The following is a 19966-nucleotide window of genomic DNA, read 5'->3' on the forward strand; positions in this document are numbered from 1 at the left end:
GGGAAATACATATGAAATTTGAACAAATCGGCCTGGAAGGGCTGACGGTGGAATTGTCTCACCTTAAGGATGCGTTGACAGAATTAGGTTTTATCCTTGCCGGCCAATGGGATTATGACCGTGTGACGTTTGACAAAAAATTTGAGCATAAGGGCGATGTTTTCTATTTAAGAGTACAAGGATATTGTATTGAAGGCGATGTGGGAGGCCGCTACGCACTTATTAAATTGCTAACTCCAATATTAGGGAAACATTATTATCCTCATGGTGTCGAATATGGAGAGGATGAACATTTTCCAGCCGTCATCGTTGAGTCGAGCGAAAAACTGTTAAAGCGGGCAAAAGAAGCGATTGAAAGCTTAACTGTTTGAAAAACTGCAGGCAAATAACCTGCAGTTTTTTTATTTATTTGGTTCAGGAGACAAATTTTGCACATCGATGTCGTCTTTTTCTCTTTCTTTTTTCGCCCATTCAAAAAATACATGAGCTAAAAATGTTCCGTACACAAGCTCTTGGATCACTTTCATAATAATGCCGCCAAGCTGCTGATCCTCAAGCAGCGGCATTCCGCTAAACATTTGCGGGCCTGACAAAGACAACCCAGCCAACGTATCAGAAGGAACACATAAGCTTAAAGTCTTTACCCACGCCTCCGGATTCGAATATGTTTCAAACAGCGGCGCACCTGCAAAAATGATTAAACCGCAGGCTGGTGTGATTAAAACGCTGTTTCCTAAAATGTAGGCAATTTTTTTCAGACCCCCAATTGGATGACAATTTGGACTTTTTCCAATCAATGGCCAATACATAAAAAAGGCAAAAACGAAAATAAAGGTAGTCGCAGCCTCATGATAAATATAATTTGATTTTAATGTATCGAATATAAACGGCACATGATACAAGGAAAAAAATAAATTAAACAGAATCATTGCCAATATCGGTTTAGTGAAAAATTTTACAACAGGTTTTATGACCGGCTTTTCCATAACAGCCTTCCATAACCATTCAGGGACGCCGATAATCAAAAGCGGTGCTACGATTAAAAACAAAATCGCCATTGAAGCCATATGCCCTGTAAATGTAATGTGCCCCAGCAAATCAAGCGGGCTTCCTTTGCTGACATAAAGGAGAACGATTGCCAATATAAACACTAATTTTTGCTTTAAGCTGACCGGTTCAGAATTTTTAAAATAGTGACGAAGCGAATCGGTTAATAATAAGTAAAGCACAATTAAAATAACACAAAATATAAAAAACAGCGGACTCCACATAGCGCGAAAGCCAAATATATCTAAACTCAACTGAATCAATCCTTTCAATCATCGATCTAGTCGATTCCATTTCATTATACATGCTTTCCTTTTCTTTTTCCAATGAACGTTCTATGAATTTGCATTTCTTACAGCAAGCAGATTTATATTGCCTTTAATCGAGTAGGAGGGAGCGATTAACTCCCGTCCTCTCACACCACCGTACGTACGGTTCCGTATACGGCGGTTCAATTAAGATAATTGACGCAAGTTTTCATAACTTCCGTGAATAGCTGTTCTCTTTATGCCAGTGGTCACTCCACCCTCCAAGAGGTCTCCCACGGGATTCACCGCTTCCTCCCTCAAGTGAGGTACTACGTTTTCTGTGTTCATCATGACTCACTGAATGCCAAGGGCTATTCTCTCTTAATTGTTCGGTCCTTCTTAGTTGTTCTAGACCAACTAATACTATGACCTCTGCTGACTTCTGACGGTTCAGCTACTTATCACTAAGTAGGTTATGAAGCGTACTTCACATATCCACCAGACCTCCCCGGGTAAGTACATGCACTTTCACACCATCTATCCGCCTCATTTACTCGATATGACCTTCGACAGAAAGAGCTTTGTTTTGTTTTGCAAACTCACTCAATCATACCTAGCCTTATATGAGGTTCGTGTTCCTCGGACCGGTGTTTTGCCTCCAGCTTCCTTCAGATTCCGCGTCACCACGGACACCCTTGCTCTTGGCTAACCTCTACTTCTGTCTTCGGGGTTCGGGACTTACACCCTATAGTTCATATACATGCCGGGCGCACAAAAAAGAAGCAACCAGTTAAAACTGATTGCTTCCATAAAGAGTATTTTACCACCAGACAATTGTCATAAAGGCAAGAACCGTCAGAAATGTGACAAAAATACCTGACCATATGAAAAACTGTGGTCCTTCATGTCCTTTATGATTCATATGCATGAAATAATATAGCTGGAAAATGACTTGAATGCATGCAAGCAGTACAATAAATGGAACTTTCAACCATTCACCAATTCCATCATATCCTACTGTAATAAAAGCTACAATCGTTAAAAAGATCATTAACGCAAATGAAACGACTTGGTGCTTCATTTCTTCCGCATTTTTTTTACGGCGAAACGCTAAATCAACTTTTGGGTTACGAGAATTTTCACTCACCATCGTTATCCCACCATTCCCATTAAGTATACAACTGTGAATATAAATACCCAAACAACGTCGATAAAGTGCCAATAAAGGCTTGCGACGTAATATTTAGGAGCGTTGTATAAGTTTAATCCGCGTTTTGCATTTCGAATCATCAGCGTTGTGATCCAGAGAAGCCCGAAGGCAACGTGTGCACCGTGCGTTCCTACCAATGTGTAAAAGGCTGAACCAAGCGCACTGCTTGTCAACTTAAATTCATATTCATGCATATAATGGTTAAATTCATAAATTTCTAAAACTAAGAACGCAAGACCTAATAAAACGGTGACTCCAAACCAGAACTGCATTTTACCAAATTGAAAGTTTTTCATATGATAAATTGCATAGACACTTGTCAAACTGCTTGTTAATAAGAGCATTGTCGCTACAAATACTAATTTGATATCAAAGAGCTCCTGCGTTGAGGCTCCACCAGCGGTGGAATTTCTCAACGCAAGAAACGTAGCAAACAACGTGGCAAACAACACAGTTTCGCCGCCTAAGAAAACCCAAAAACCTATAAACTTATTTTTCCCTTCGAGGGTGGCCTTTTCTGGCTGCTCAGGAAACGTTTCAGCCGTTAATTTTTCTTCTACTTGCATTATGCCCGAACCCCCCCATTATCATCTTTTAAAAGATCCTCTTTATGAATATGGTATCCGTGGTCATCAATAACCGAGCGTAAAAACATCGTACCGAACGTAATAATAAAGCCGATAATCGCAACCGGCACACCCCACGAATAGTCATTGTGGTACATGAGGCCGAAAGCGGCAATGAATAAGCCTAATGAAATAAAAAACGGCAAGATTGAAGAGTTCGGCATATGAATATCACTTAGCGGTTCAGCAGGTGTTAAGCCTTTTTTACCCTCCATTTTTTCAATCCATAAAGGATCTAATCCGCGAACAAGCGGTGTTTGTTTAAAGTTGTATTCAGGAGGCGGAGATGCAACTGCCCACTCTAGTGAACGTCCATCTTCCCAAGGATCTGCACCTACTTTTTCTCCCTTCACAGAAGTAACCACAACATTGATCAAGAGAACGACTACGGCTACTCCCATCAGAACCGCACCTATTGTACTGATCAAGTTTCCAGTGTCAAAGCCTTGGCCTGATAAGAATGTGAACACGCGGCGCGGCATTCCCATTAAACCAAGGAAATGCTGGATAAAGAACGTTAAATGGAAACCGATGAAAAATAATACAAATGTTATTTTACCAAGCGTCTCATTTAACATTTTTCCAAACATTTTTGGCCACCAATAATGGGCAGCAGCCAAAATAGCAAATACGATACCACCAACGATTACGTAGTGGAAGTGTGCAACAACAAAGTAAGTATCATGGTATTGATAATCGGCTGGAGCAGCAGCGAGCATGACTCCAGTCACACCACCCATAACAAACGAAGGAATAAAGCCGACTGCATAAAGCATCGGTGTCGTAAAGCGGATGCTTCCGCCCCACATCGTAAAGAGCCAGTTAAACACTTTAATTCCTGTCGGCACACCAATTGTCATAGTTGCAACCGCAAAAATCGCATTGGCAATCGGACCAAGACCTGTTGTAAACATGTGGTGCGCCCACACCATGAATCCTAAAAATCCGATCAATACTGTTGCAAACACCATTGATGTGTACCCAAACAATCTTTTCCGAGCAAAAGTTGGAATAATTTCCGAAAAAATTCCGAATGCCGGCAAAACTAAAATGTAAACTTCAGGGTGCCCAAAAATCCAGAAAATATGTTCATAAATGATCGTATTCCCGCCTAAAGCCGGATTGAAAAAGTTCCCGCCAAATAAACGGTCAAACATTAAAAGCGCAATTCCAACAGTTAGCGGAGGGAACGCAAACAAAATGAGCGATGATGACACAAATGTAGTCCATGTAAACAATGGCATCCGCATGTATGTCATTCCGGGAGCACGCATATTAATAATCGTAACAATAAAGTTGATCCCGGCGATCAATGTTCCTATACCGGAAATTTGCAGCCCTAGTATATAAAAGTCTACTCCATGTCCAGGAGAATTCAAGGCCACTGATGCGTATGCCGTCCAGCCAGCATCAGGTGCCCCGCCTAAAAACCAGCTTAAATTTAAGAAAACACCGCCAAAGAAAAACAACCAAAAGCCTAAAGAATTCAAAAACGGAAACGCAACGTCACGAGCTCCAATTTGGAGTGGAACAACTGCGTTCATATATGCAAACAATAACGGCGTAGCTGCTAAAAATATCATCGTTGTACCGTGCATTGTCATCAATTCGTTAAACGTACCTGCACTGACAAAGTCATTTTCTGGGATGGCCAATTGAATACGCATTAAAAGCGCTTCAATTCCACCAATTACAAAAAAGAGTCCTCCAGCGATTAAATAAAGGATGGCAATCTTTTTATGGTCAACAGTTGTCAAATAGTCCCAAACCGTTGGCCAGAACCCTTTTTTCCGAGCTAACGTACTCACGATGTAACCTCCCTTTTATAATTAGTGAGCATTACTTTTCAACTGATAGGCTTTGTAAATAATCTGTTAATGCTTGAAGTTCTTCTTCAGTCAACTTACCGTATGTGCCTGTCATTGTGTTGCCAGGTTTATATTTTTCAGGATCTTTCAACCAGTTTTTAATATTTTCTTCATTGTGCTCCAAGATGCCGGCTACTCGTTCACGATCAGCAAAGTTCGCTAAGTTAGGTGCCGTGCGTGCTTGTTCAGGTCGGTTATCAGCTGGTGATACTGCATGGCAGCCGATACAGCCTTTATCTTTGAACACTTGTTCTCCCTGTTTTGCAGACGCTGTTTGAGCAACAGTTTCAGCTTTGAAATTTTTCATTTTATTAATCCAAGAATTAAATTCATCTCGGGAAACCGCCTTCACTTTAAAGTCCATCAATGCGTGAGATGGTCCGCATAATTCAGCACATTTCCCGTAAAAAATGTTTTCAGCTTCCTTCGCACGTTTTGAATCAATTTTTAACCAGAACTGGTTCTCATTATCTGTGTTTGTATCGATTTTACCACCAACTGGAGGAATCCAGAATGAGTGCTTCACATCTGATGCTTTTAAGTTAAAATAAACTTTTTCATCTGTCGGCAAGACTAAATCTTGGCTTGTAATGACTCCATAGCCAGGATATTCAAATTCCCACCAATACAAACTTGCTCTTACATTGACAACAAGAGGATCTTTTCCTCCATTTTTATCGTCTGCCAACGCTTTTTTCATTGGGTCGGTATCCGCCAAATTAAAGGTGGAAGCAACTACCGGAACTGCCAATACAATCAGCAATAATATAGGAATAACAGTCCAAATGATTTCAAGCTTATGGCTTCCTTCCACTTGTACCGGAATTTTATCGCTTCCTTTCCGGCGGAATTTCATTAAGACATAAATAAAAATAATCGTTACGACTGCAACAACAATCACCATGATTGCCGTACTCAACATCATGAGCGAAAATTGTTCATCGGCAACTTCTCCAGCTGGAATCAGCGTGGAAATAAACGGTTCGCCGCAGCCTGACAATACGAGCGTCATGACTGAAAGTAGTAACAAAAGACGCCATTTCAGCTTTTTCATCGCTAAATCAAACCCCTCTTTCTTTGTTAAATCCTGTTCATAAAGAAAAAATGAAGAATTCCTTCTATGAATAAATTCTTATCTAGAAAGAATTACTACCGAACGTTAAATTATTGAAAAGGCAACCATAGCCACAAACAAAATGGTTAAATAGTTAATTGAATAGATAAACATCCACTTAGACCATTTTAAATCATTTTTCATTTTCAGTCCAATTAATGACAAAATCAACCAAATAATGTTCAATACAGTAGCCAAAACGATGAAGCCAATGCCTAGGCTAAACAAATAAAAAGGAAGGGGCAGCAAGCAGGCAACCCAAACAATGATTTGTCTTTTCGTCACCTCAAAGCCATGAACAACTGGAAGCATCGGAATTCCAGCTTTACGGTATTCTTCCGAACGCTTCATCGCAAGTGCCAAGAAATGAGGCGGCTGCCAAATAAACATGATTAGAAATAAAATCCATGCAATGATATTTAAATCATCAACTGCAGCCCATCCAATCAGCGGCGGAACAGCTCCAGCGATGCTGCCGACTACCGTATTGATCGTATATTGGCGTTTTGTCCACATCGTGTATAGCACTATGTAGGAAAACACGCCTAACAAACCAATGACGGCTGCGGAAACAGAAACCATTAGAAGCAAAATCGTTCCAATGGAAATGAAGCCGGTCCCCAGCAGCAATACTTGAAACGAGCTTATACGGCCCGTTACGGTTGGGCGTAATCTTGTTCTTTCCATTACATGGTCAATATCTCTGTCATAAAAATTGTTGATTGCGCAAGATCCAGCAATAATAGCTGCTGTTCCAAGCAATGTAAACACAACAATATCTATATTTTCAAGAAAACTTTTACCGCTGAAATATAATGCCAACCATATTCCGGTAAAAGTGGTGATTAAATTGGAGTTGACGATTCCGATTTTAATTAATGATAAAAAATCTTTCCAAGCGGAAGTTGCCACTTCTATTTCTTGCCGATCGTTTAAAACAACTTCGCCCCTTGTATTACCCAATTGAATGACCTCCTCTGGGACGGCCTCCTATCTGAGACCATTTAGCGTTTGCCTCTATCATATAAAAAAAACACGAGACAAAAAAGCATTCATATAGTATTAAACCATAATTCGTCAATTTTTTGTGTACATTTCGCGAATAAAGTTTGTCGAAATTGTGAAGCGGTTAAAAATAAAATATTTTCCGATTATAATAATAGTTGGTCGAACGTTTCGGCAAAATGCCTTCCCCATAATATTTCTAGCAAACTCCTTTTGAATATTCAAGCTTTTTCTGATTCTACAAGAAACTATTTGTTTCGAAGTTTGATGTTTCTATACCCATTATGGAGTTTCTTTCGGCTTTTTAAACTTATTAAAGATGTTAGAAGGTGAATGAGACATGCACTATTTATTAAAATGGCTTGGCGTCGTGACAACAATCGTCATGCTATTCGTTTTAATTGGCGGAGCACTCGTAACAAAAACAGGATCATCTCAAGGATGCGGCCGGTCTTGGCCGCTTTGCCACGGAAAAGTTCTTCCAGACCCTTTGACATTAGAAACAATCATTGAACTTTCACACCGACTTGTGAGCGGAATTGCAGGAATCCTTGTTTTATGTCTTGTTATTTGGGCTTGGAAAGCGATCGGGCATAAAAAAGAAACAAAGCTGCTTTGTTTTCTGGCCATCTTTTTTATTGTTTTGCAGGCGCTAATCGGTGCTGCAGCTGTCGTATGGGGGCAATCCGATGCCGTTCTTGCACTTCATTTTGGAATTTCCCTCATTTCATTTGCAGCTGTTTTGCTGCTTACTCTGCTGATTTTTGAAGTTGATAAAAAATTTGACGCAGATAATGCTGTCATTGGGAAAAAAATGCGATTTCATATTTATGGCATTATTACTTACAGTTATATTGTCATTTACACAGGTGCATATGTTCGGCATAAAGGCGCAAGTCTAGCTTGTCCAAGCATTCCTTTTTGCAGCGAAAATCGCTTGTTCCCGCAAACCGTCCATGAATGGGTGCAAATGGGCCACCGCTTTGCAGCAGGCTTGCTGTTTATTTGGATTGCGGTTGCCACTATTCATGCGATAAAACATTATAAAGATCAAAAAGTGATGTATTGGGGTTGGATTATAGCTTTCATTCTCATTCTTCTCCAAGCGTTATCCGGCATATCCGTGATCTTGTCTGATTTAAATCTTTATCTTGCCTTGGCACATGCTTTATTTATTTCCTGCTTGTTCGGGCTGTTGTGCTATTTTGTTCTTCTTGCAGGCCGGGCAAAAGCTTCGAATGATTAAAAGGCTCTGTCTAAAGCCTTTAGAATTGATGATGGCGGAAATCGGCGAAAGAGCTGATATCCGCCATCTTTTATTTTTTTAAGAATGTGGGATGTCATTTTAAAAATCGAAACAATTTTTCCCTGATTGCTGATGGAAAGTTTTCCAAACGAATCTTTTAATCAAGACTGTAAATGTCTTTATATTTCTTTTCTAAATACTGAATAAAATATGCCGGATTCAACGATTCGCCAGTCGCATCCTTTAATATTTCCAGCGGTTTTTTCATTTTGCCATATAGATGAACATGTTTTGTCAGCCAGCTTTGAATTTGCTGAAATTCTCCGTTTTCAATAAGTTCTTCAACATTCGAAAGATCCTGCTCCATTTTTTGCATCAATTGCGTTGCATACATATATCCTAAAGCATATGAAGGGAAATAGCCAAAGCTTCCTCCCGCCCAATGAACATCTTGAAGCACCCCGTTTCCATCATGATCTGGAGCAATACCTAAATATTCGCTATATTTATCATTCCAAACTTTTGGAAGATCAGACACGTCCAACTTTCCTTCAAACAGCAATTTTTCTATTTCATAGCGTACAATGATATGAAGACAATATGTCAATTCATCTGCTTCAATACGGATCAGCGATGGTTTAACTTCATTGATCGCTCTGTAAAAATCATTTAAAGAAACCCCAGTAAATTGGTTTGGAGCATACGTTTTAAGTTGGTTGTAATATCGCTTCCAGAAATGATAGTTTCGCCCAATTAAATTTTCATAAAATAATGATTGAGATTCATGAATCCCCATTGAAGCGCCGTCAGCAAGAGGAGTTCCTTCCAGTTCTTCATTTATGTTTTGCTCATAAATCGCATGTCCGGCTTCATGAATGGTTCCGAAAACGGCCGTTCGAAAATCTGTTTCATCATACTTTGTTGTAATTCGAACATCGCCCCGGTTCATTCGAATTTCAAAAGGATGGACGGTTTCATCAAGGCGGCCGGCATCAAAATTGTAGCCTATTTCCTTTAAAATATATTCGGAAAACTTTCGCTGTTTTTCTTTCGGAAACGGTTTGTGCAAAAACGAAACGTCGATTTTTTTTGATGATTGTACAATTTGTTGTACTAATGGGACGATATGTTTTTTTAGCTCTGCAAAAACCTTGTCAAGCGTCTCCACAGTTATTCCTGGTTCATACAAATGAAGGAGCGTATTATATTTATGTCCCTTATAGCCCCAATAGGAAATAAACTTTTTATTGAATTCTATTAATTTTTCTAAATACGGAGCAAACTGATTGAAATCTGCATTTGCTTTCGCTTCTTCCCAAACTGATTCGCTTTTTGATTGGAGAATGACATATTCTTTATATTCCTCTTTCGGAATCTTAATGTTTTTTTCATACTCCTCTCTGCATTCCTGAAGAGCTTTCTTTGTCACCGAAGAGAGATTGTCATAAACATGTTTTTCTGTTAATTCATCAAGAAACTCTTTCATAGTATCTGAAACGGACATCTGGAACCACTCTTCAGAAAGAATGCCGATTGTTTCAGCTCGCCGCTCCAATCCATTTTTCGGCGCACCCGTCCGTAAATCCCAATACATTAAATTTAATGCTTCTTCATAGCTTTCCATTTTCTTTAAGTAATCGAAAAATTTTTGTTCTTTTTCTTTTAAGCCCATTTTGATCATCCCCTTCTTCCAATTGAAAATATATTTCAGCTCGGTTTGACAGGCAACGCTTTTACGACCTCCGAAACAATATTTTCTCCCTCATCTTTGCTGATAAAAATCGTTACAGTACCATGGTCATCTTTCGTGCGAAGGAGGCGTCCAATTCCTTGCTTCAGCCGCAGTATCATATACGGAAGATCCACTTCATAAAAAGGATCTGTTGCGGATTTTCGTTTCGCATCAAATACAGGATCATCCGGCGGGAATGGAAGCGACCAAATGATCACATGTTCAAGCGACGGTCCTGGAACGTCAAGCCCCTCCCATAAATGCACAGCGCACAAAACGGTTTCCGGATCTCTTTCAAAAGATGCCACTAATTCGCTGATTTCATAATCTCCTTCAAATAAACATGAATGCCAAAAGCTTGGTAAATGTTTTTTTAAGAAAAGCAGCTCCTCTTTCGTTCTGCATAAAATTAACGTGCGCCCTTTGTTTGATTTTATGACAGATTCCGTCCAGTTCAATTTTTCCTCGCTCGTACCTTTTTTTACAAACACTTTCATATTTTTTTCATAGTCAAAAGGAGAGGAAACGGAGAATGATAGATAATCTTTTATACCAAGGCTATTCGCTAAATAAGCAAACGATCCGTTTTGATCCGATAAAGTGGCTGATGAAAAGATATAAGGTATTTTATGAGAAAACACTTTTTCTTTTAAAATATCTTCTATCCTTTGCGGCATGATCACAAAAGAAGATGACGCGCCGTTTTGTTCAAGCCAGGTAATTGTGTTGTCAAATTGTAAAAACAAGCGAAAAGAAAATTCCATTTGATCAAGGTATTCTTCCACAATCTTTAAGCTATATTCATCAATGGTATATAGTTCACTTTCAAAAACTAAAGCTTCAGACAGCTGATTCAATCGTTCATACAAATTTCCGGCCGCTTCTAACAAATCGTCTGTTCTCGTGATTGTCAACCGATTGGAGCCTTCCTTTTGATGTGCACTTTTAAACAGCATATGAAAAAAATGATCGTTCGCTAAAAGCGCTTCTTCGACCATTTCTGCAAGTTGTTCACGAATGTTGTTCTTTAAAATTTTTTCTAAATATGCTGCTAGCGTTTCTTTTTTCACTTGATACGTAAGTGCCTTTTGAGCCGCAAATTCTAATAAATGGCCTTCATCAAACACGACGCAGCTGTGCTCTGGGAGAAGCGGGAGCTGTCCTTCACGTTTCCGGGATTCTTTCGTCCAAATATGCTCCATATAAAAATCATGGGAGCAAACGATTAAATCCTTCGCCTTCCGATAATAATCGCGGGAAAGAATTAAGCCGCACCGATGTCTTTTGCTGCATGACAAACAGTTTTTAAAAGGATCCCAGCTGATTTTTTCCCATTTTTCATCGGAAAAAAACGGGTATTGCTTCCGGTCTCCATAATGATAGTAAGATTGCAATCCGCTCTGATCATGCACGAATTCAGGGAGAGATTCATAAAGATCAAAAAAGTCCTCATCATCGTCCATTCCAAGCAAATCCTCAAGCTTGTCCAAACATAAATATTGGTTCATCGATTTTGCCAATCGCACATCCACTTTTAGACCTAGAGCTTCTTCAAGCTTTTTTATATCCCCTTGTTTTTTGACAAGCTGTTCAATTAGAGCTTCGTCCGCACAGGCAATGACGGCAGGTCTTCCGGTATATCGCGCATATGCAATCGCATAAAGCAAATAAACAATCGTTTTTCCTGTCCCTACTCCCGCTTCCGCAAACATAACTTTCTTTTCTTTAAAAGCTCTGTCAAGCTGGAAAGCCATAAAAATTTGTTCGTCGCGCAATTCAAAGCCTTTTTCAGGCAAAATATCATACAGAACATCACCGATCCATTTGTTTAACGCTTCATAAAAACTTTCATTTTTTGTCAGCGGGAAAGGTAAACCTTGAAACATCATGACTCCAACCTCCGTGATTATTCATAGAGTAAAATTATTTCACTTATTACGCTTAACGTCAATATCTTTTCTGGCAGCGCGCGATTCAATTAGAATCATGTCAACCTCGCTTATGCAGGAAGCGAGCGGTAAGGTTTGAAGCATAAGCGATTGACTCGGTTGAAACGAAATCATTTAAAAACAGAAAAAACTTCCCATTTTCAGGGAAGCCGTTTCTCTCGAACGGAAAGAGATCCGTGAAAAATAGCCTTTTTCAATTGCCCTTCCGCTTCAAAGATTTGACTGAGCGCTTTTTCTGTTGAACCTCTTTCTACCAACGCAGTATACGTATTCTTTAATGCGCGAGAAATAATCGCATATTCTTCCTTTGTCATAAATCAACCAACCCCGTATAAATTTTATCCATTTTAATTTATGCAGGGCTGGTATTATTTATGCTCTTTTGGGCGGTTTAGGTCCCCAATACTGATAATAGTGCGTTTCGATAAACCCGTTAAAAAGTTTCCGTTTTTTTGTCGCCTTTTTTCCGTAAAACTGTTCAAAGTTTTTATTGCTAGTCAAAATGTAAATCGACCAAGTATCTAACAGCGAGAATGTTTTCCCCATTTCCTGATATAATTGCTCCACTTCTTCTCGTTCTCCGAGTCGCTCACCATACGGTGGATTCCCGACTATTACCCCAAATTCCTTCACTGTACGTAAATCTTTAACTTGCATTTGTTTAAAAGTAATGACATCCGAAAGCCCGGCCTCCATGGCATTTTCTTTTGAAATCTCAATCATTCTATGATCAATGTCCGTCCCGATGCAGTCGAGGCGAACATCATATTTAGCTAAATCCTCTGCTTCTTCTCTTGCCCTTCTCCATACATCCTTGCCGATCCAGTCCCATTGCTCTGAAATAAAATCTCTATTGAAGCCGGGCGCGATATTTTGCCCAATTAACGCCGCTTCAATCGGAATCGTACCTGAACCACAAAATGGATCAAAGAAAGATCTGTCAGGAGTCCAATTCGTTAGCAAAATAAGTGCAGCGGCGAGCGTTTCTTTTAAAGGGGCATTTCCTTTTCGAGCGCGGTATCCTCGTTTATGGAGGCCGTCTCCGCTCGTATCAATGGTCAGTGTAGCAATGTCTTTATGTAAAGAGATCTCAATCTTGTAAACCGCCCCTGTCTCTTCTAACCAATCGCTCGTTTTTCGGTACTGCTGCTTCAATTTTTCAACTATTGCTTTTTTCACAATTTTCTGGCAGTCAGAAACACTTGCCAGTTTTGATTTCACCGATTTTCCGATGACAGGAAATTGAGCGTTTTCAGGCAAAAATTCCGCCCAATCAATGGCTTTCGTTTTTTCAAACAGTTCTTCAAATGTCGTCGCCGGAAATTCAGCCACTTTTAATTTCACTCGATCAGCCGTTCTAAGCCATAAATTCGCTCGGCAAATCGCCAGTTCATCGCCTTCAAACGTTACTTTTCCGTTTTCCACTTTGCATGTATATCCTAGATTGCGCACTTCTGATGCAACAATCGCTTCAATTCCCATTGCAGCTGTTGCAATCAATGTAAACCGTTTGCTCATTTTTTCACCTGTCTTTTTAAGAAAATAAAAGCTCTCCAAATGGAGAGCACGAAAAATTGCGGTTTATTCCATAACGTTCTGTAAGCCATGTTTTGTCCCCATGCAGCTTGTACATGGGTGGTAATCATCTATCTACAGAAGGGTTTTAGCCCTTCTGTCCTTCTCCTCGTTCATTTCCTCAGAGAAGGTGCCCCTACCATCATTTGGGTTTCTCGCTCGTGGGGTTTACCGCGTTCCACTCTTGCGATTTCTCGCAAGACTACGTCACTGTGGCACTTTCAGGGTAATAGTGCCATACTAATCAATAGCTTAGGCACGTTCCCCGCCGTCAGCCGAAAAGGCTGCCCTAGCTTATGGTTTCGCTAGGCACGAACACTACGGGCATCTCAGCACCGTGCGAGCATGGACTTTCCTCTACAACGGATGATCCGTTGCAGCGATTACCCGAACGTTATGCTAAACCGCATTATGTAGTATAGTGAAAATGAATAAAAAATTCAAGTGGCATCCATGAACATTACTCATATAATTTGCTTCCAAATACATGTTTTTCTAAATTCGATAAACGCTTCAAAATGTCAAAGTTCGTTGTATTCGCCTGCATCGTCGGTTGTTTTTTCGATGCTTCTTCGAGCTGCTTTTTCAGCCGCATATTTTCCTGCCGCAACTGTTCAATCTCCTGGTAAAACGTTTCGTAATCTTTAATGATAATATCTAAAAATTTATCAACTTCTTCTTGTTTATAACCGCGCATCGAAGTTTTAAACTCTTTTTCCAAAATTTCTTTCGCCGTTAATCTAATTTTATCTGAAATCAACTCGGTTCACCTCAATCGTCAGAAGTCCTCCTAGGCTATATTTTTTCAAACTTCCTGATTAATGTCAATTTATTCTTTATGGTAATAACATGTCTCCATCCTATTATAGGAAAAAATGAAGCCTTCAGAGGTTTAAAAATAATGATTATAAACGGAAGGAGCTGGTTACTCAGCCCCTTCTCAAAGATTATCTCGGAAACGGACCAGGTCCCATGCACTGAAAATGTTGATGTGACACGTTATTTACCGCAGATTGAGTATGCGGGAAATAATGCAAATGTTGATACATTTGATGATTAACATTTGTTGTATGAATTGGATGGATATGAGGAACGATTGTTGTTGAATGTGTATGATTGACGCAGCATTTCGTCGGATGAACAATCGGCTGAAGAACGTTCGGTCTGCATTTCATATTATATAACTCCTTCCTATTTATTATTTTTACAATACTAGCCTATGAATATAAAAGTGTACATGTACTAATTCAAATACCTATTTTCAAAAAAAAAAGCAGGCGCGATATTTATCATGTATAGGCATTTCCTTCATAACCGATTGATTAAGGCACTATAATAAAATTTTGAAAGAGAAAGACCTTCTTGTTCGATGGAAGGTCTTGCTAATCAATCTTTCTCTTTTTTTATATTTGACAGAAAAAGCATCTAATAGGCGATGCCGTTTTTACTCGTATATAATACCAAAATATGTTGCTGCCGGCATCTATTCCTTTTAACAAATCCTTATATTAGACGGTTGTGATCGAGTAATTGTTTCATCTTTCTTCCAAATCTTCCAACTTATTTTTTTTCGTTTCCAGCCTCCATTTTCTTTTCAGCAGCTCTTCTTTTTGTGTTGAATGTTTGGATACTCCCATTCTTTCCAGCTGTTTCAAAATTTGAATCGCTTCGTTTGTGTCTATATATGCAGCATCAATATTTTTTTCATAATGTTCATAAAATTTGGCCAGTTCGACTAAAGCTTTTATTTTCAAAAAGCCTTGTCCATGTTTTTTAATTTCGCTCCATAGTTTCACTGCCTCATCCAAACGTCCGTTTCGTTTTGCCAGCATTGCCATTTCAAATTTTGCCTTGAGGTGAAGGCTGCTTGACTGCTCGTTTATTTTCGCATATGAAAAATAAGCAAGCTTTTCATTTCCTTGAGCTTGAAACCATCTTGCCATTTCAAACAGTTCTTTATCATCATGGTTGTCATCGGGAAATAAAAGCTTTTTTGACAAATGAATATAAAGTGAAATTAAGGAGAGAATATCCATCTCATTATGCTGAAAAATTCCGATCACACTATCAGGATTTGGATCTTTCAAAAAATGATGGTAAAGGATCGGCGCTAAATAGCCGGGAGTATCTTCCTTTCGGTTCACTTGCAAAATATCTTTTTCAACATTTGATAATTTTACCGACTCCAATCTATTTTTCCAGAGACGTCTAGCTGCATGATATAAATCAAAATGGCCGTACTCAGGCAATTGCGGCACCATATTGCGAATGAGAGTATGCCTCGTTTTCACTTGAGGCCAATCAAATGCTTTTCCATTGTATGTGACTAATGTTTTTATATTTACTTCACTTAAAAACCGTTGATATAAAGCAACCTCATGGCCAGGAGCAGGCAAAAAAAGCTGTTTGATCACCACTTTATCGAATAATATCCGCGCAAATCCAAGTAAAAAGATCATATTGCCTGCTCCGCCCTTTAAACCAGTCGTTTCCGTATCGAAAAAGAAAAGTTCATAAGGTTTATGCCCTTTTGCTGACAGCGGATGCTCCATTTCATAGTCATTCCAGTAATCTACAACATCAATTACTTCGCTCAATTCATACAATCCATGGCGATAATTGAGCGGATATTCTACTTCACGGATGAGAATATATTGGCCATCAAAGAAAAACGGCTTGACTCCAACGCTTTCCCAGCGTTTTAAATATGGAATCTCTATATCCTGTTCCTTTTTCAATACATCTTCATGAACGATATGATTTTTTAATCTGTTTAATTTTTGTTTTATGGACATAGAATCTGTCCTTTCTTTATATATTGAAGCAGCCGAAGCACCGCTTCCTTTCTTCCGCTCGATTCTCCATCAAGACCGATGCAGGAAGGGCAGCCATCATCGCATTTGCAGTTTGTTACCATTTCTTCCGTTCTTTCAAGCAAGCATTCAAACTCATCAAATACTTTCTTCGCCAGCCCGACTCCACCTGGATATCGGTCATACAAATAGATGGTCGGTTTTCCGTTGTGAATGGATTTCACTTGAAATACAACGTCAAGATCGTTTGGATCGCACATTGCTGCAAGAGCACTCACATATTTTAAAGCATGGCTGATGCCGACTAAAGCTTTTTCCATTTGTTGTTCCGATAAAACAGAAAAAACGTCATTTTGAAAGCTAATCCAAGCACCTGTTGTATGAAGCTCTTCCTCCGGCAGATGAATAGGACCAGAACCAATGTTCTCATGTGTGCCAAATTTGATTTTTTTAAATATCGTCGGTTGGGCAAGCACCATGACATCTCCAAATCCAATCTCCATGCTTTTGCTTTCCTTTTCCTGATCCACCTCAAGCACCTTCAACTGAACAGCTAGGTTCGCATCCGTAAAATAGTCAACATTGACTTCAGAAACATATGCTTTTTTTTCTTCCCAATCGAGCTTTTCAACCTGAAATTGCCTTCCTTCATGCAAATAGATCGCTTCTTCATGAAGCATCGTCATGGCGCTGAATCGGTCCATTTCCCCGATGACATTTGCGCCATTTGTAGTGTCAATAATTACGACATTTTCTTGAGAAGCAGAACGCAAGCTGATCCCATGTGCAGGAAACGAATCGCTCATCCAATACCATCTGCCTCCGTTTTCGTAAAGAACGCCTTCCTCTTTCAAAAAATCAAGTATATCGTCAACCTCCACCCCGTCTAACGTTTCACCTGACTGAAATGGAAGCTCAAACGCCGCACATTTTATATGATCTACGAGAATAATTAAGTTATCTGGATGAATGATCGCACTTTCCGGATTTTTTTCAAACAAATATTCTGGATGCTTTAAAATATATTGATCTAATGGACTCGATCCTCCGACGAGAATAATTGCTGCCTCCTCTTCCCTTCTGCCCGCCCGGCCTGATTGCTGCCACGCGCTGGCAATCGATCCGGGGTATCCTGTCATAATGCAAACCTGCAGCTGACCGATATCAACCCCTAGCTCCAAAGCATTGGTGCTGACGACACCTTTAATTTTTCCCTCTCTAAGGCCTTTTTCAATTTCCCTTCGCTGCTTCGGCAAATAACCTCCGCGATATCCGCGTATCGTTTTCGATCCCAATTCCTTTTTCGTCATCTCTTGAAGATACGTTAAAATAATTTCAACCCTTGTCCGGCTTCTAGCAAACACAATCGTTTGAATGTCGTTTTTTAAAAATTCTTCCGCAATCTCTTTTACATCAATCATGGCGCTTCTGCGGATATTGAGAGGCTTGTTAACAACAGGCGGATTGTAAAAGATGAAATGTTTTTTGCTTCTTGGGGCTCCGTTTCGATCAATAAGAACCGCTTTCTCTCCAATCAATGTTTCAGCAAATTCCAACGGATTTGCAATCGTTGCCGACGTACATATAAATTGAACGTCGCTTCCGTAAAATCGGCAAATTCTCTTCAGCCTTCTGATTACATTCGCAACATGGCTTCCAAATACTCCGCGATATGTATGCAATTCATCGATGACGACATATTTTAAGTTTTCAAAAAGCGACACCCATTTCGTATGATGCGGTAAAATGCCTGAATGCAGCATATCAGGATTTGTCATAACAATATGACCAGCTTTTCGAATCTTTTGACGGATCGTTGGAGAAGTATCTCCATCGTATGTATAGCAATTTATCTCCGTTTTTATTCCTTCAATCCATTCATTCAGTTCGCTTTTTTGATCCTGAGCTAGCGCCTTTGTCGGAAAAAGATATAATGCTCTCGTGTTATTGTTTTTTAATATTGCGTTTAAAACAGGCAAATTGTAGCACAACGTTTTTCCCGACGCTGTCGGGGTTACAGCGACAATGTTGTGATGATTTAACGCTAATTCAAACGCTTCTTTTTGATGACTGTATAATTGTTCAATTCCTTTTTTCTTCAACATTTCCTTCAATCGGTTATCCATATCTTCTGGAAAAGGAACTGTGATTGCTTCTTTTTCAGGTATTGTGTGCCAATATACAATCTGATCCCGAAAACGCTCGTCATGTCTAAAATCATGGATGACTTTTTCAAAAGGTTTCCGCCCAAGCATAACCCATTCCTCCTCAAATTCACTACATCTATTCTAACGAATAAACGTTCGTAAATAAAGCATGTTTTCATTGGAAGCTTTCGTATAAACTTTTCGAAACTCTTTTGCATATAAATGTGAAAAAAAGAAAGGGAGTGAGAGAGCAAGATGAAAAAAGACAAAAAGGAACATGATGAATTTTTGCCCGTGTTTTCCCAACTAGATCCGCTTCCAGGCAGGTTTTCACAATTTTTCGATCCTGCCTACATTCAATCGCTATTAAAACCGTTTCATGATTTGTTTGATGCCGCAATGTCCCTTCCCTTTTTTCATTTTGACACTCATGAAACCGATCAAGAATGGGTGTTAGAGGGAAAGCTTCCAGGAGTGAAAAAAGAGCAAATACGCATCGAATCGTATGATCATGTATTAACGATTTCCATTCAGCAAGATCAACATATTGAACAAACAAATGATGAAAAACAGATGACGCAAATGTTCAAGTCTCATGGCAAATTTGCGAAATCCTTTTATTTGCCAGCCTACTTAGATGTACAACGTATTAAAGCATCGTTTCAAAATGAAAAGCTGAAAATTGTGATCCCTTCCAAAAAAACAAAAATAAATATTGACTAATATGCTTCTAATCAAAGAGGTTGTCCAAAAAGTCAGGGTAACGGACTTTTGGAGTCCCTCATTTTTCCACTTTTAAAAAAGCAAAAAAAATCGTCCTTTCTAAATAAAATGTAGTTGGGACCCAACATTACAGAAAGGACGATTTTTTATGAACCAATCAAATGATTACTACGGAAACAGCACTTTCACTAGATGTAAAAGAAGAAAATACTCCTGACAAAAGAAATTAACATTCCCTCCTACTTTCAAACTATATGACAACCGTCAAGTTCAAGTAATTTTCGATATTGAATTGCTCATACCAGAACATCACGTGGCACGTGTCATAGACAAAATGGTGGAGACGATGCAAGATGAGGTATTGTTTTCTCATTAGCTCACACTTCCTGAAATAGCCGGCATCCGCCAGCTACTTTCAGATAAAAATCGAAAAATATAAAAGCAAGTGGAGAGAAACGCGTTGTTTCTCTCTGCTTGCTTCCTTTTAGGGACTTATCTTGCAGCCCCATTTTTCCTATTGCATCCTGAAATTGTCTGTTTTGTGATCGGAACTCATCATTCCCCGGGCAATCATGTCATCAGCCTGTTGTTCCCGATTGGAAATATTCTTTTTCCAAAAATAGGTTTTTGGTATAAAAAGGATTTTTTCGTATATCCAACAAA

The 19966-nt window shown here is 39.3% G+C and carries 17 protein-coding genes and 1 other RNA gene; 3 read left to right on the forward strand and 15 right to left on the reverse strand.

Features of this window, described 5'->3' with window-relative positions; all coding sequences use genetic code 11:
* Positions 1-11 precede the first annotated feature (11 nt).
* Positions 12-371: a YugN family protein gene (locus tag NSQ41_RS11650; RefSeq protein WP_144597729.1), complete on the forward strand. Its 360-nt coding sequence runs from the start codon at positions 12-14 to the stop codon at positions 369-371.
* Positions 372-401: 30 nt separating this feature from the next.
* On the opposite strand, the gene ctaG is transcribed toward NSQ41_RS11650, so the two are convergent.
* The 6 genes from ctaG to cyoE all read right to left on the reverse strand — a co-directional run bounded on the left by ctaG (position 402) and on the right by cyoE (position 7031).
* A complete protein-coding gene (gene ctaG / locus NSQ41_RS11655; RefSeq protein WP_339211621.1) occupies positions 402-1307 on the reverse strand; it encodes a cytochrome c oxidase assembly factor CtaG in 906 nt (301 codons plus the stop codon).
* A gap of 808 nt (positions 1308-2115) precedes the next feature.
* On the reverse strand, positions 2116-2445 hold the full coding sequence (ctaF, locus tag NSQ41_RS11660; RefSeq protein ID WP_339209992.1) for a cytochrome c oxidase subunit IVB: 330 nt from the start codon (positions 2443-2445) through the stop codon (positions 2116-2118).
* Between the two features lie 2 nt (positions 2446-2447).
* On the reverse strand, positions 2448-3071 hold the full coding sequence (gene ctaE / locus NSQ41_RS11665) for a cytochrome c oxidase subunit III (protein ID WP_339209993.1): 624 nt from the start codon (positions 3069-3071) through the stop codon (positions 2448-2450).
* Positions 3071-4939 carry a cytochrome c oxidase subunit I gene (gene ctaD, locus NSQ41_RS11670; protein WP_327856253.1) on the reverse strand — a complete coding sequence of 623 codons (1869 nt, stop codon included), beginning with the start codon at positions 4937-4939 and terminating at the stop codon, positions 3071-3073. Before ctaD ends, ctaE begins: the two co-directional genes overlap by 1 nt.
* 31 nt (positions 4940-4970) lie before the next feature.
* On the reverse strand, positions 4971-6053 hold the full coding sequence (gene coxB / locus NSQ41_RS11675; protein WP_063388529.1) for a cytochrome c oxidase subunit II: 1083 nt from the start codon (positions 6051-6053) through the stop codon (positions 4971-4973).
* A 105-nt stretch (positions 6054-6158) separates the two neighbouring features.
* The gene (cyoE, locus tag NSQ41_RS11680) at positions 6159-7031 is read right to left on the reverse strand and encodes a heme o synthase (protein WP_339195788.1); all 873 of its coding nucleotides are present in this window, start codon (positions 7029-7031) and stop codon (positions 6159-6161) included.
* Between the two features lie 427 nt (positions 7032-7458).
* Here cyoE and NSQ41_RS11685 point away from each other — a divergent pair, with 427 nt between their 5' ends.
* Entirely contained in the window at positions 7459-8364 is a 906-nt protein-coding gene (locus tag NSQ41_RS11685; RefSeq protein ID WP_063388531.1) for a heme A synthase, read from the forward strand.
* A gap of 157 nt (positions 8365-8521) precedes the next feature.
* Here NSQ41_RS11685 and NSQ41_RS11690 read toward each other — a convergent pair whose 3' ends face one another.
* From NSQ41_RS11690 to NSQ41_RS11730, 9 genes are all read right to left on the reverse strand, one after another.
* Positions 8522-10045 carry a carboxypeptidase M32 gene (locus tag NSQ41_RS11690; protein WP_339209994.1) on the reverse strand — a complete coding sequence of 508 codons (1524 nt, stop codon included), beginning with the start codon at positions 10043-10045 and terminating at the stop codon, positions 8522-8524.
* A gap of 26 nt (positions 10046-10071) precedes the next feature.
* Positions 10072-11982, reverse strand: a complete 1911-nt coding sequence (locus NSQ41_RS11695) for an ATP-dependent DNA helicase (protein ID WP_339211623.1) — start codon at positions 11980-11982, stop codon at positions 10072-10074.
* Between the two features lie 203 nt (positions 11983-12185).
* Positions 12186-12359, reverse strand: a complete 174-nt coding sequence (locus NSQ41_RS11700) for a hypothetical protein (protein ID WP_157728005.1) — start codon at positions 12357-12359, stop codon at positions 12186-12188.
* 58 nt (positions 12360-12417) lie between these two features.
* Positions 12418-13563, reverse strand: coding sequence for a class I SAM-dependent RNA methyltransferase (locus tag NSQ41_RS11705; protein WP_339209996.1), 1146 nt, complete (start codon positions 13561-13563; stop codon positions 12418-12420).
* Between the two features lie 76 nt (positions 13564-13639).
* Positions 13640-14015, reverse strand: an RNA gene (gene rnpB, locus NSQ41_RS11710) — RNase P RNA component class B.
* 65 nt (positions 14016-14080) lie between these two features.
* The gene (gene gpsB / locus NSQ41_RS11715; protein WP_063388535.1) at positions 14081-14380 is read right to left on the reverse strand and encodes a cell division regulator GpsB; all 300 of its coding nucleotides are present in this window, start codon (positions 14378-14380) and stop codon (positions 14081-14083) included.
* 187 nt (positions 14381-14567) lie between these two features.
* Positions 14568-14795 (reverse strand): CotD family spore coat protein, encoded by a 228-nt coding sequence (locus tag NSQ41_RS11720; protein WP_063388536.1) that lies wholly within the window; start codon positions 14793-14795, stop codon positions 14568-14570.
* Positions 14796-15155: 360 nt separating this feature from the next.
* Positions 15156-16415, reverse strand: a complete 1260-nt coding sequence (locus NSQ41_RS11725) for a ribonuclease H-like domain-containing protein (protein WP_339209999.1) — start codon at positions 16413-16415, stop codon at positions 15156-15158.
* Positions 16406-18688 carry a DEAD/DEAH box helicase gene (locus tag NSQ41_RS11730; RefSeq protein ID WP_339210001.1) on the reverse strand — a complete coding sequence of 761 codons (2283 nt, stop codon included), beginning with the start codon at positions 18686-18688 and terminating at the stop codon, positions 16406-16408. The genes NSQ41_RS11725 and NSQ41_RS11730 overlap by 10 nt, the downstream gene beginning before the upstream one ends.
* 147 nt (positions 18689-18835) lie before the next feature.
* Between NSQ41_RS11730 and NSQ41_RS11735 the strand changes: the two genes are divergently transcribed.
* On the forward strand, positions 18836-19303 hold the full coding sequence (locus NSQ41_RS11735; RefSeq protein ID WP_066251868.1) for an Hsp20 family protein: 468 nt from the start codon (positions 18836-18838) through the stop codon (positions 19301-19303).
* Positions 19304-19966: the final 663 nt, after the last annotated feature.

This window comes from Aeribacillus sp. FSL K6-8210 (assembly GCF_037963925.1).
Lineage (GTDB): Bacteria > Bacillota > Bacilli > Bacillales > Aeribacillaceae > Aeribacillus > Aeribacillus composti.